The following is an 11,760-nucleotide window of genomic DNA, read 5'->3' as shown; positions in this document are numbered from 1 at the left end:
ACCCGTTTTGTAGAGTTCCGCCGAACGCCGAGGGCGCCCCCTTCCCGGGGGCGCCCTCGTTCCGTCTCGGGCGAGGGGGTGGACAACGGGTCACCTGCGAGCTATGTTCTTCTCAGATCGAGATGAACTCAACCTGAGACTTACTCAGTTCGAGACCGACGGGAGGGACACGATGGCAGCGGACCCGAGGCGCGACGAGAGAGAGTTCCTCGCGAACTACGACCCGCGCGACTACGACCCGGTCTCGGTGACGGTGGACGTGGTCGCCCTCACCATCCGCGACGGCGCCCTGCACGTCCTCCTCGTCCGGCGGGGCAACGCCCCGTTCGAAGGGATGTGGGCGCTCCCCGGCGGTTTCGTCCAGGCGGGCGGCCCCCTCCAGGGCACCGACGCCGAGGACCTCCCGGACGCGGCCGTCCGGGAACTGGCCGAGGAGACGGGGCTCAGCGCCAAGGGCGGCGCGCTCGGCCGCGTCCACCTGGAGCAGCTCGGCACCTACGGCGCCCCCGGCCGCGACCCGCGCATGCGGGTCATCTCCGTCGCCTACCTGGCCTTCGCCCCGGAGCTGCCCGACCCGGAGGCCGGCGGCGACGCCGCCGACGCGGCGTGGGTCCCGGTGGACGCGCTCGGCCTGACCGAGTCCGGCGACCAGCGGCCCGGCACGACCCGCCGGCTGGCCTTCGACCACGCGCGGATCCTGTCGGACGGGCTGGAGCGGGCGCGCGGCAAGCTGGAGTACGCCCCGCTCGCCACCGCCTTCTGCGGCGCCGAGTTCACGATCCCCGAGCTCCGCGCCGTGTACGAGGCGGTGTGGGGCGAGGAACTGCACGCCGGGAACTTCCACCGCAAGGTCCTGTCGGTGCCCGGATTCGTGGAGAGCACCGGCGCGACGTCCGACCGCGGCGGGCGGCGCGGCGGTCCCCGCCCCCGCCTCTACCGCGCCGGCGACGCGCGCCTCCTGCACCCCGCCCTCCTGCGCCCCAGCCGCGAGGAGGAGATCCGATGAGCGGGCACCGGCTGGAGGAGGCGCTGGCGCGGCTGGACCGGGCGCGGACGCCCGCCGACCTGTTCGGCGACGACGCGGCCGAGGCGGCGCGGCGCTACCGGCGGCTCGCCCGGCTCGTCCACCCGGACGCGACCGGCGGGCGGACCCGCGACGCGTTCATCCGCCTCAACGACCTCTGGCGGGGCTACCGCGGCGGCGACCCGGCGACGATCACCACGCGCCGACACGCGTACCGGCTGGACGGCGGCGCCGTCGGCGGCGACCTCGCGGAGCTGTACCGGGCGCGGGCCGGCCCCGGCCGCGACGTCCTGCTGAAGATGCCGCGCGACCCGCGCGACGGCGACCTGATCGAACGCGAGGCGGTGGCGCTCCGCCAGCTGCCGAAGGACGGCGACGGGAAGTTCCTGCCGTACGTTCCGCGGCTGGTCGAGTCGTTCCAGCACCGGGACGCGGCCACCGGCGCGCAGCGCCGGGTCAACGCGATCGCCGCGCTGGACGGGTTCCACAGCCTGGCCGAGGTCCGGCGGGCCCACCCGGGCGGCGTCGACCCGCGCGACGCGGCCTGGATGTGGCGGCGGCTACTGGTCGGCCTCGGCTTCGCGCACCGCGCGGGCGTCCTGCACGGCGCGGTGCTCCCCGAGCACGTGCTGATCCATCCGGAGGAGCACGGCCTGGTCCTGGTCGACTGGTGCTACTCCGTGCCCGGCTGCTACGCGCACACCGACCCGTCCGGACGCGTCCCGGCGATGGTCGACCGGTACGCCGGCTGGTACCCGCCCGAGGTGCCGGGACGGCGGGCGGCGAGTCCGGCGACCGACATCTTCATGGCCACCCGGTGCATGACCGAGCTGATGGGCGACAAGGCGCCCAAGGCGATGCGCTCGTTCGCGCGGGGCTGCACGCTCCCCGCGCAGAACCGGCGCCCCGCGGACGCCTGGCGGCTGCTCGCCGAATTCGACGAGCTGCTGGAGCGGCTCTACGGGCCGCGCCGCTTCCGCCCCTTCCACCTGCCTGCGACCCCCTGAAGGAGAGACCATGGGAAGCGGAAACTGGTCCACCGACGTCTACGCCGCCCGCGCGAGCTACCGCGCGTCCACCGGCGCCAGCGCGTTCGCCTACTCCGACGGCGGCGCCACCACCGTCCACCCCGACCTGGACCCGCGCGGCGTGACCGTCCGGGAGAGCCGGGACTCGGGCGACCACCCGGAGTCACTCGCGATCGGCGTCCTGTTCGATGTGACCGGCTCGATGGGGACCGTGCCGCGGACGCTGCAGACCAAGCTTCCCGACCTGCTCGGGCTGCTGCTGCGCAAGGGGTACGTCGAGCATCCGCACATCCTGTTCGGCGCGGTCGGCGACGCGACCTGCGACCGCGCACCGCTGCAGATCGGCCAGTTCGAGGCCGACAACCGGATGGACGACGACCTCGGCAAGATCCTGCTCGAAGGCGGGGGCGGCGGGCAGATGCGCGAGTCGTACGAGCTGGCCATGTACTTCATGGCCCGGCACACCTCGATCGACTGCTTCGACAAGCGCGGGAAGCGCGGCTACCTGTTCATGATCGGCGACGAGCTCGCCTACCCGAAGGCCGGGCGGCGCGAGATCGCCAAGGTCATCGGGGGCGAACCGGCCGAGGACGTCCCGGTCGCCGCGATCGTCCGCGAGCTGCAGCGGATGTACGACGTGTACTTCATCATCCCCGAGGGCGCCTACCACGCCGGCAGCCGCGAGCTGAAGGACTTCTGGCAGGGGCTGCTCGGCCAGAACGTCCTTTACCTGGACGACCTGGACGCCGTCTGCGAGACGATCGCGCTGACCATCGGGCTCGCCGAGGACGCCATCGACCTGGAGGAGGGCCTGGAGCACCTGGAGGAGGCCGGGTCGGACGCGGCCGCCACGGTGTCGCGCGCCCTCGCCCGGCTGGACGCCTCCCGCGCCCCGGTCGCGGTGTCGTCCACCCCATCGGGCCTGGACGCCGCCGCCCCGTCCGCGACGACCCGGCTCTGACCCCGATGGACCACGTGATCGTCGTCGACCTCGGCTTCGGGGACGCGGGCAAGGGCACGGTCGTCGACCACCTCTGCCAGGCGGGCCCCGCGGCCGCGGTCGTGCGGTTCAACGGCGGGGCGCAGGCGGCACACAACGTGGTCGCCCGGGATGGACGGCACCACACGTTCGCCCAGTTCGGTTCGGGGACGTTCACGCCGGGCGTGAGGACGCACCTGTCGCGGTTCATGCTCGTCGACCCGCTGGCGCTCGCGGCCGAGGCCGCGCACCTGCGGACGCTCGGCGTCCGCGACGCGCTCGACCGGCTGACCGCCGACCGGGACGCGCTGCTCACGACGCCGTACCACCAGGCCGCCAACCGCGCGCGGGAGGCCGCGCGCGGCGCGGCCCGGCACGGGTCGTGCGGCATGGGGATCGGCGAGACGGCGTCGTACGCCCTGGCCCGCGAGGACGCACCGCGCGCGGGCGACTGCCTGGCGCCCGCGCGGCTGCGGCGCCGGCTCGCCGCCGTCCGCGACTGGTACCGGGACGCCTTCCCCGGCGGGGAGGACGTCCCGGACGTCGACGACTGCGCCGCCGCCTTCACCGACTTCGCCGAGCGGGTGCGGATCGTCGGCGGTGCCCACCTGCACCGCCTGCTGCGCGCCGGGACCGTGGTGTTCGAGGGCGCCCAGGGCGTCCTGCTGGACGAGTGGCACGGCTTCCATCCGTACACGACCTGGTCGACGACGACGTTCGCCAACGCCGAGACGCTGCTCGCCGAGGCCGGCGGGACCGCGCTGCGGCTCGGCGTCCTGCGGACGTACGCGACCCGGCACGGGCCGGGGCCGTTCGTCACCGAGGACCCGGTGCTCACCGCGGACCTTCCCGAACCGCACAACGGCACGGGACGCTGGCAGGGCGCGTTCCGCGCCGGCCACCTCGACGCCGTCGCGCTCCGGTACGCGCTGGACGCGGCGGGCGGCGTGGACGGCCTGGCGGTCACGCATCTGGACGTCGCGGGGGCACGTCCGGATCTGCGCGTCTGCCTGTCCTACGAGATGGACGGCGACCGGGTCGGGCGCCTGGAGACGGGCCCGCCCGACCTCGGCCGCCAGGCCGCCCTCACCGCGCGCCTGCTCGGGGCGCGTCCCGTCTACGCGCCGCTCGGGGACGCGGTGGAGACGATCGAGGCCGTGGCGGGCGCGCCGGTCGTCCTGCGGTCCCACGGCCCGACCGCGGCCGGCAAGACCGGCGTCCCCGCACGTGGCGCCCGCGTGGCCACCTCCGGACGGCCATTGACCTGAGCCCCCGGCAGGTCCAAGATCGCAAGCGATCGCGCCGAGACCCGGCGGATCCTGCGGAGGTGGACGTTGCGTATCCCCCAGCGCACCCTGTCGGCCCTCGCGGCGCTCGCCGCCGCGGTCGCGCTCCTGACCGTCCCGGCGGCGGCGGCCGCCACCGCGGAGACCGGCGACGGCTGCGACCCGATCGACCCGGCCGCGTGCCTGCTGCCCTTCCCGAACGACTGGTACACGGTGGCGGACGGCGCCGCGTCCACGGGCCGGCGCGTCCACCTGCGCACGACGATCAAGAACGCGCTCGGCGTCCCCGTCGCACCGGGCGAGTGGAACCGCGCGGACGGCTTCTCCCCCGGGTCGATGCTGCTCAGCCGCGTCCCCGGCCTCGACCTGGCCCGCACCGGCGCCGCGCCGGTCACCGACATCGGCGCCTCGCTGCGCGACGACGCCCCGATCGTCCTCGTGGACACCGCGACCGGGGAGCGCTGGCCGTACTGGGCGGAGCTGGACGCCAACGCCCCGGACGACCGGAAGGCGCTGATCATCCGTCCGGCGCGGAACCTCCGCGAAGGCCACCGCTACGCCGTGGCGCTGCGCAACCTGCGGGACGCCTCCGGCCGCCCGATCGAGCCGAACGCCGCCTTCGCCAGGATCCTCGGCCCGGACCTGCCGGCCGCCGACCCGCTCGCCCGGCGCCAGCGGGACATGGGCCGGGTCCTCGCCGCCCTCCAGGCGAACGGGGTGGGCCGCGACGGCCTCTACCTCGCGTGGGACTTCACCGTCGCGAGCCGGCAGAGCCTCGCCGGCCCCGTGCTCCACATGCGCGACGACGCGCTGCGCGGGCTCGGGGACCGTTCGCCCTCGTTCCTCGTCACCGAGGTCAGGAACGACGTCGACGACAAGATCGCCCGCGAGGTGAAGGGGGTCGTCTGGGCGCCGAGCTACCTCGACCAGTACGGCGGCCTGCCCGGATCGTCCCTCCACCGGGGCCGGGACGGCCTGCCGTCGCGGCTGCCGGGCAACTCCCAGGCCGTCCCGTTCCAGTGCGAGATCCCGAGATCGGCGCTGGCACGGCCCGCGCGCCCCGCCCTCTACGGGCACGGCCTCCTCGGGAGCGAGGGCGAGGTCGACGCCGGCAACGTCAAGGCGATGGCGTCCGAGCACGGCTTCGTGTTCTGCGCGACCAAGTGGATCGGCATGGCGGACGAGGACGTCCCGAACGTCGTGTCCGCGCTCGCCGACCTCACCCGCTTCCGGACGGTCGCCGACCGCCTCCAGCAGAGCCTCGTGAACTTCACCTTCCTCGGACGCGCCATGACGCGCGGGTTCGCCGGGCACCAGGCGTTCCAGAACGGCGCGGGCGCGCCCCTCATCGACACCCGCGCCCCGCTGACCTACGACGGCAACAGCCAGGGCGGCATCATGGGCGGCGCGCTCACCGCCGTCTCCCCCGACATCCGCCGCGCCGTCCTCGGCGTCCCGGCGATGAACTACAGCACGCTGCTCAACCGCAGCGCGGACTTCCCGCAGTACGCCCGGGTCCTCGACCTGTTCTACCCGGACAAGCTGGACCAGCAGATCGGCATCGCGCTGATCCAGATGCTCTGGGACCGCGGCGAGGCCAACGGCTACGCCTGGCATATGACGGACGACCCGCTGCCCGGCACCCCCGCCCACCGGGTGCTGATGCACGTGGCGTTCGGCGACCACCAGGTCGCGCCGGTCGCCGCCGACGTCGAGGCCCGCACGATCGGCGCCCGCGTCCACGCCCCCGTCGTCACGCCCGGCCGGAGCCCGGACACGGTGCCCTACTGGGGCATCCCGACGTTCGGCGCCTCCCACGACGGCTCCGCGATGGTCGTCTGGGACAGCGGCTCCCCCGTCCCGCCGCTCACCAACACCCCGCCGACCGAGGGACGCGACCCGCACTCCGACCCGCGCAACAACGCCGGCGCCCGCCGGCAGAAGGCGACGTTCCTCAAGACCGGCACCGTCGTGGACGTGTGCGGCGGGGGGCCCTGCGTCATCACGCCCTGACCTGCACTGAGATGATCGGACCATGCTCCAGGTCTGCCCGAACGGAAGCCGGACCGAGGGCGTTCCCACGTCCCCGGACGAGATCGCCGCGGCGGTCCGCGCCGCCGTCGACGTCGGCGCCGAGGACGTCCACCTGCACCCGAAGGACGCCGGCGGCGCCGACACCATGGAGCCGTTCCACGTCGCCGAGACCGTCACCGCCGTCCGCACCGAGACGCCCGGCGTCCGCGTCGGCGTGACGACGGGCGCCTGGACGGCCGCCGACCCCGCCGCGCGCGCCGCGCTCGTCCGGTCCTGGACGGTCCTCCCCGACCACGCGTCGGTCAACTTCCACGAAGAGGGCGCCGAGCTGGTCGCCGAGGCGCTGTTCGAGCGGGGGGTCGCCATCGAGGCCGGGATCTTCTCCGGCACCGGCGCCGCGGAGCGGTTCCTCGCCTGGCCGCACGCTCACCACGTGCTGCGGATCCTCGCCGAGGTCACCGACCCCGACCCGGAGACCGCCACCGGCACCGCCAAGGAGCTCCTGCACGACCTCGGCACCCGGCTCTCCCGGCCGATCCTGCTGCACGGCGAGGACGGCGGCGCCTGGCCCGTGCTGCGCCTCGCCGTCCGGCTGAACCTGGACGTCCGCATCGGGCTGGAGGACACCCTCGACCTCCCCGACGGCTCCCCCGCCGCCGACAACGCGGCACTGGTCCAGACGGCGCGCGCCCTCATCCCCGTGAGCTGACGCGCCCCGTCCGAGCGGACGGCCCGCCGGGCGGCGTCAGGAACGGGGGTTGTGGCCCGCGGAGTCCATCCGCGCCCACTCGGCCTCCCACATCGCGTCGCGATGCCGGTCGCAGCGGCGCCGGACCAGGGCGTAGGCGAGCAGGATCGGCAGCGAGCAGCCGAGCACGGTGGCGCCGCCCGCGTAGGCGGCGTCGGTCACGGTGCGGCTGTGCGGGCGGGGGCGGACGGCCGGGTCGCCCTGCCGGTCCACCCAGATCGTCCGGTGGGCGCCGACCTTGGCGTTCTTCCAGCTCGGCAGCGTCCCCACCTTGGGCCTGCCGTCCGCGCCGGGCCAGCTGGCCTGGACGGTCTCGTGGATGTAGCGGTCGCCGGAGGAACCGATGCCGCCGGTCGAGGTCACCGTCGCGACGACCTGGTGGCGGTCGGCCCGCTCCCCCTTCTCCGCACGCATGCCCGCGTCGTACGACCATGACGCGGCCCAGGCCGCGAGCGGCGGCGCGACGCCGAGGAGCAGCAGGACGAGCCCGAGGCCGACCAGCCGCTGGACGCGGTCGACCTTGCGGCGCAGCTCGTTGCGCTCCAGGCCGAGACGCCTGCGCAGCCTGGTGAGCGGCGTGCCTCCGCGGCCGATGCGGGACCTGCGCATCTGCGTTCACCTCCCCGGGGAGTGCCCTCCCGGCAAGAGGCCTTAGCCATCCTTTCCCAGGATATTCCCGAGTTCGTTGATCGGCACATCGCCGGTGGCCGAATCCTTTCCCGGATCGCGCCCGTTATGCCCGGATGATGACCGAATTCGACCATCGTCCTGATCAGTGGCGGACCGGCGCGTGCCCACCGCCAGCGCCAGCAGGGCGCCGAGCGCGCACATCCCGGCGGTGATCCAGAAGATCTCCTGGTACTCGGTCCGCAACGCGTCCTGCAACGCCGCGTTGTAGGCCTTCATCCGTTGCGCGAACTCTTTGTCCGACATCAGGAAAGGCAGCGGCGGCTTCAGGTCGGACGTCAGCGCGTGGAACCGGTGGAACCCCCAGGCCGACAGCGCGGAGATGCCGAGCAGCATCCCCATCATCCGCGCCACCACCACCGCGGCCGACGCCACCCCGTGCCGCGCGGCCGGGACGAACGCCAGCACCGCCGACGACACCGGCGCGATCACCAGGCCGAGCCCGAGGCCGGTGACGACCAGGTCCACGTCCATGCGCGGCAGCGGCCCGTACCGCGCGTGCGCCAGGTCGGCCGGCCAGCCCGCGATCAGCAGGTAGCCGCCCGCGGCCACCGCCATCCCCGCGGCCATCGGCCAGCGCTCCCCCACCCGCCGCGCGACCAGCCCGCCGGCCACCGCCGCGACCGGCAGCGCCACCAGGAACCTCGTCAGCAGCAGCGCCCCCTCGGTCGCGTCCTTGTCCAGGACGGTCTGCGCGACCAGGACCACGTCCACCAGCGTCACCATCAGCGCCGCACCCGACAGCAGGCTCACGCCCAGCGTCGCCAGCAGCGGGACGCGCCGCACCCCCGACAGGTCGAACAGCCGCGTCCTCGCCCTGACCTCCCACAGGACGAACGCCACGAGCACGGCCGCGCCCGCGCCCAGCACCGGCAGGCCCCACGACGGCAGCGCCGCCTTCTGCGGCTCCGGGTTGTAGACGGCGGCGACCAGCAGCGCGAGCCCCAGCGCCAGCAGCAGGCCCCCGACGACGTCCACCCCCGGCCGCGGCCCCTCCCGGCGCCCGCCCGGCACCGCGAACTGCACGGCGGCCATGGCGACCGCCACCAGCGGCAGGTTGATCCAGAAGATCGCCCGCCAGTCCAGCGCCGCCGCGATGCCCGCCCCGTACAGCGGGCCGAGCACGCTCCCCAGCTCCTGCGCCGCCCCCACCGCGCCGAGCACCACCGGCCGCTGCCGCTCTGTCCACAGATCACCGGCCAGCGCCATCGTCACCGGCAGCAGCGCGCCGCCCGCGACGCCCTGCACCACCCGCCCCGCCGTCAGCACCGGGACGTCCTGCGCCAGCGCCGTCACCACCGACCCGGCCGCGAAGAACACCAGGCACGCCTGGAGCAGCGGCCGCCGCCCGAACCGGTCCGACAGCTGCCCCAGCAGCGGCATCGCCGCCACGTACCCCAGCAGGAACCCCGTCAGGACCGGCGTCACCCGCTCCAGCCGGTTCACCGGGATGCCGAGGTCCTTCACGACCGGCAGCAGCACCGTCGTCACGACATAGGCGTCCAGCGCCGCCAGCAGCACCACCGCGCCGCCGGCGCCGATCGCGACCCGGCGACGCTCCCTCACTTCGGTGCGCTGATCTTGTACGGGGCGTCGTACTCGGTGAACGAGATCACCACCGCGCCCTTGCCCCCCGGGAACGCCCCCCGCACCTTCACCGGCCGGTTGTCGGCCCGGCTCACCCACACCTGGCCGTCCATGTCCGCGGTGATACCCGGGATCAGCCCGGCGATCTGCGCCTTCGGCAGCTTCGCGCCCACCCGGTAGGTCTCCGTGCCGTCCACCTTCTCCACCGCCTGCGGCTCCGGCGCCCGCGCGGTCGACAGCAGCTTCGCGATGCCCCGCTGCGGATCCAGCACCGCCGAAGGGTCGTACACGCTGGACGCCAGAGCCTTCGGCAGCTTCCGCCAGCCGCCCGTACCCGCGTCCAGGAAGATGCTGTCGCCGACCGCGACGACCTTCATCTCCACGTTCTGGCCCTGCTGCTCCACCGTCAGCGTCCCCTCGGCGTCCCCACTCCGCAGCAGCTTCATCTCGCCGCTCTTCACGATCACCGGAGTGGTCCCGTCCGACTCCAGGGAGAACGCGATGCTCTTCACGTTCCCCATGGCCTGCGCGGACTGCCGCAACGCCTGCGCGGCGTCGAAGTTCGCCTTCTTCCCGGGCTCGCCTCCCCCGCCACCATCGCACGCACCGGCGAAGACCAGCGCCAGCAGCACGGGGACGAGAGCGAGAATGCGTCTGGACATACGCGGGACCCTACCGACGGGTACCCGCGCCCGTCCTCGGTACCAGGTATGACATCACCCCCTCCCGAGGATGACATCCCGATTCACGGTGGCCCTTGCAAAAAGGCCGCCGCTAAGATGACACCCGGCTGACCCGGCCCTCACCGGGAACGCCCCGGGGCGGTAGCTCAGCTGGTCAGAGCAGAAGACTCATAATCTTCCGGTCGCGGGTTCGAGTCCCGCCCGCCCTACGGAGTGGCCGAGCCCTGCCCGCGAAAAGCGCGGGCCGTCCTCCTCCGGCGTGTTGACCCGGGGGACGACCCCCGGACCCCCGATGTGGGGGCTCCGCCCCCACGCCCCCTCGGGGCTTCCCCCCCTTTGCCCCTGCCGGTCGCGCTAGGCGGGCCAGTTGGGGCGGCGCTTTCCCAGGAAGGCGGTCATGCCCTCCTGGGCCTCGGGGGTCTGGCTCGAGGCGGCCATGACCTCGATCGCGTAGGCGTAGGAATCCTGTTCCGGGCGGTCGAACTGCGCGTACATGGCCTGCTTGCCCAGGGCCTTGCTGCGGGGGCTGCCCTGCGTGGCGCGCTCCAGGAGCTCGCGGGTGGCCTTGTCCAGCTCGTCGTCCGGGACGGCGTAGTTGATCAGGCCCCACTCGGCGGCCGTGGCGGCGCTGAAGACCTCGCCGGTCAGCGCCATCTCCGCGGCGCGCTTGCGGCCGATGTTGTGCGCGATCGCGACGAGCGGGGTGTGGCAGAACCAGCCGCCCTTGCCGCCCGGGGCCGCGAAGCCCGCGCTCTCGGCGGCGACGGCCAGGTCGCAGCTGGCGGCGAGCTGGCAGCCCGCGGCGGTGGCGAGGCCGTGCACCCGGGCGACCACCACCTGAGGGACCGACTGGATCGTCTCCATCAGGCCGGTGCAGACGCGCAGGAGGTCGCGGACGTCGGCGTGGGACGCCCCGGCCATGTCGGCGAAGTCGTGGCCGGCGGAGAAGACCGGGCCGTTCGCCGCGAGGATCACCCCGCGGGCGTCCGTCTCCGCCACCTCGCGGAACGCGTCGGTGAGCGCCAGGAGGAAGCCGCGCGACAGGGCGTTGCGGCGCCGCGGGCGGTTCATCGTGATCGTCATGAAGGCGCCGTCGCGGTCAAGCAGGACGTCGTTGTCTTCGCTCATGGTCCTGACGTTACGTCAGACCCTCGTCGTACGGTGGTCGGGTCCACCGTGCCGAGGGGGTATGGCCTTGAAACTGCTCACCGCCACCAACTCCAGCCAGGGATTCCGCGACAACGACTTCGACTGGTGCGTCGAAGGCGAACTGGTCCACATCGGGATGGTGTGCGCCAGCGACCGCGACGACCCCGACGGCGGCTGCGGCTGCGGCCGCTCCTTCGCCGGGCTCAACTCGCACCGCGCCACGACGACCGCGATGGTCCGCGAGGTCCCCGGGTTCACCGGCGACGACTACGTCCTCGCGATCAGCTCCAGCCTGGAGCAGCAGGGCTGCGACCCCTCGTTCGCCGAGCACGAGGCGGCGCTGCTGCGCTGCCTCGTCCGCGACTGGCCGGTGGGGGTGGTCGTCGAGCGGCGGCTGGATGAGATCGTGGTACGGCAGGTAGTCCAGCCCTAGACGAGTGATTCCGAACACGGTCAGTGGTCATAGGCGGTCAGTGATCGGGTGACGGGTTGGCCGGTGCGGTGGTTGTGCCAGATTGCGGCGGCCATGGCCAGGATCCGCTGGGCGACGCGCAC

Annotated in this window: 11 protein-coding genes, 1 tRNA gene and 1 pseudogene; 8 read left to right on the top strand and 5 right to left on the bottom strand. The window is 73.9% G+C overall.

Annotated elements, in window-relative coordinates:
* Nucleotides 1–172 precede the first annotated feature (172 nt).
* The 6 genes from ABGB11_RS06160 to ABGB11_RS06135 all read left to right on the top strand — a co-directional run bounded on the left by ABGB11_RS06160 (nt 173) and on the right by ABGB11_RS06135 (nt 7,060).
* Nucleotides 173–1,006: an NUDIX domain-containing protein gene (locus tag ABGB11_RS06160; protein WP_347629692.1), complete on the top strand. Its 834-nt coding sequence runs from the start codon at nt 173–175 to the stop codon at nt 1,004–1,006.
* Nucleotides 1,003–2,031 carry a molecular chaperone DnaJ gene (locus ABGB11_RS06155; RefSeq protein WP_347629690.1) on the top strand — a complete coding sequence of 343 codons (1,029 nt, stop codon included), beginning with the start codon at nt 1,003–1,005 and terminating at the stop codon, nt 2,029–2,031. The genes ABGB11_RS06160 and ABGB11_RS06155 overlap by 4 nt, the downstream gene beginning before the upstream one ends.
* A 10-nt stretch (nt 2,032–2,041) precedes the next feature.
* Entirely contained in the window at nt 2,042–3,013 is a 972-nt protein-coding gene (locus tag ABGB11_RS06150; RefSeq protein ID WP_347629688.1) for a hypothetical protein, read from the top strand.
* 5 nt (nt 3,014–3,018) lie between these two features.
* A complete protein-coding gene (locus tag ABGB11_RS06145; RefSeq protein ID WP_347629686.1) occupies nt 3,019–4,299 on the top strand; it encodes an adenylosuccinate synthetase in 1,281 nt (426 codons plus the stop codon).
* A gap of 66 nt (nt 4,300–4,365) precedes the next feature.
* Nucleotides 4,366–6,330, top strand: coding sequence for a hypothetical protein (locus ABGB11_RS06140; protein WP_347629683.1), 1,965 nt, complete (start codon nt 4,366–4,368; stop codon nt 6,328–6,330).
* Between the two features lie 22 nt (nt 6,331–6,352).
* Nucleotides 6,353–7,060, top strand: a complete 708-nt coding sequence (locus ABGB11_RS06135) for a 3-keto-5-aminohexanoate cleavage protein (protein ID WP_347629681.1) — start codon at nt 6,353–6,355, stop codon at nt 7,058–7,060.
* 36 nt (nt 7,061–7,096) lie between these two features.
* On the opposite strand, the gene ABGB11_RS06130 is transcribed toward ABGB11_RS06135, so the two are convergent.
* The 3 genes from ABGB11_RS06130 to ABGB11_RS06120 are packed head-to-tail and all read right to left on the bottom strand — an operon-like array spanning nt 7,097 to nt 10,035.
* Nucleotides 7,097–7,708, bottom strand: a complete 612-nt coding sequence (locus ABGB11_RS06130) for a hypothetical protein (RefSeq protein WP_347629679.1) — start codon at nt 7,706–7,708, stop codon at nt 7,097–7,099.
* Nucleotides 7,709–7,750: 42 nt separating this feature from the next.
* Complete coding sequence (locus ABGB11_RS06125; RefSeq protein WP_347629677.1) at nt 7,751–9,352, bottom strand: MFS transporter; 1,602 nt, start codon at nt 9,350–9,352, stop codon at nt 7,751–7,753.
* Entirely contained in the window at nt 9,349–10,035 is a 687-nt protein-coding gene (locus ABGB11_RS06120) for an LppX_LprAFG lipoprotein (RefSeq protein ID WP_347629675.1), read from the bottom strand. Before ABGB11_RS06120 ends, ABGB11_RS06125 begins: the two co-directional genes overlap by 4 nt.
* A 156-nt stretch (nt 10,036–10,191) precedes the next feature.
* Here ABGB11_RS06120 and ABGB11_RS06115 point away from each other — a divergent pair.
* Nucleotides 10,192–10,265 (top strand) — tRNA-Ile (locus tag ABGB11_RS06115).
* A gap of 145 nt (nt 10,266–10,410) precedes the next feature.
* Here the strand turns inward: ABGB11_RS06115 and ABGB11_RS06110 are convergent.
* Nucleotides 10,411–11,184 (bottom strand): enoyl-CoA hydratase-related protein, encoded by a 774-nt coding sequence (locus tag ABGB11_RS06110; RefSeq protein WP_347629673.1) that lies wholly within the window; start codon nt 11,182–11,184, stop codon nt 10,411–10,413.
* Between the two features lie 61 nt (nt 11,185–11,245).
* On the opposite strand from ABGB11_RS06110, the gene ABGB11_RS06105 reads away from it, so the two are divergent.
* Nucleotides 11,246–11,638, top strand: a complete 393-nt coding sequence (locus ABGB11_RS06105) for a hypothetical protein (RefSeq protein WP_347629671.1) — start codon at nt 11,246–11,248, stop codon at nt 11,636–11,638.
* Nucleotides 11,639–11,658: 20 nt separating this feature from the next.
* Here the strand turns inward: ABGB11_RS06105 and ABGB11_RS06100 are convergent.
* Nucleotides 11,659–11,760, bottom strand: a pseudogene (locus ABGB11_RS06100) (IS982 family transposase); the annotation flags it as partial.

Source organism: Actinomadura sp. B10D3 (assembly GCF_039871695.1).
Classification (GTDB): domain Bacteria; phylum Actinomycetota; class Actinomycetes; order Streptosporangiales; family Streptosporangiaceae; genus Spirillospora; species Spirillospora madurae.
Note: the sequence above shows the minus strand (reverse complement) of the source record. Positions and strands in the feature narration are given on the sequence as shown.

Excerpts from the sequence above, each read along its gene's own strand:
- ABGB11_RS06160 (WP_347629692.1), top strand. The coding sequence starts at position 173 with ATGGCAGCGGACCCGAGGCGCGACGAGAGAGAGTTCCTCGCGAACTAC.
- ABGB11_RS06155 (WP_347629690.1), top strand. The coding sequence starts at position 1,003 with ATGAGCGGGCACCGGCTGGAGGAGGCGCTGGCGCGGCTGGACCGGGCG.
- ABGB11_RS06150 (WP_347629688.1), top strand. The coding sequence starts at position 2,042 with ATGGGAAGCGGAAACTGGTCCACCGACGTCTACGCCGCCCGCGCGAGC.
- ABGB11_RS06145 (WP_347629686.1), top strand. The coding sequence starts at position 3,019 with ATGGACCACGTGATCGTCGTCGACCTCGGCTTCGGGGACGCGGGCAAG.
- ABGB11_RS06135 (WP_347629681.1), top strand. The coding sequence starts at position 6,353 with ATGCTCCAGGTCTGCCCGAACGGAAGCCGGACCGAGGGCGTTCCCACG.
- ABGB11_RS06130 (WP_347629679.1), bottom strand. The coding sequence starts at position 7,708 with ATGCGCAGGTCCCGCATCGGCCGCGGAGGCACGCCGCTCACCAGGCTG.
- ABGB11_RS06120 (WP_347629675.1), bottom strand. The coding sequence starts at position 10,035 with ATGTCCAGACGCATTCTCGCTCTCGTCCCCGTGCTGCTGGCGCTGGTC.
- ABGB11_RS06110 (WP_347629673.1), bottom strand. The coding sequence starts at position 11,184 with ATGAGCGAAGACAACGACGTCCTGCTTGACCGCGACGGCGCCTTCATG.
- ABGB11_RS06105 (WP_347629671.1), top strand. The coding sequence starts at position 11,246 with ATGGCCTTGAAACTGCTCACCGCCACCAACTCCAGCCAGGGATTCCGC.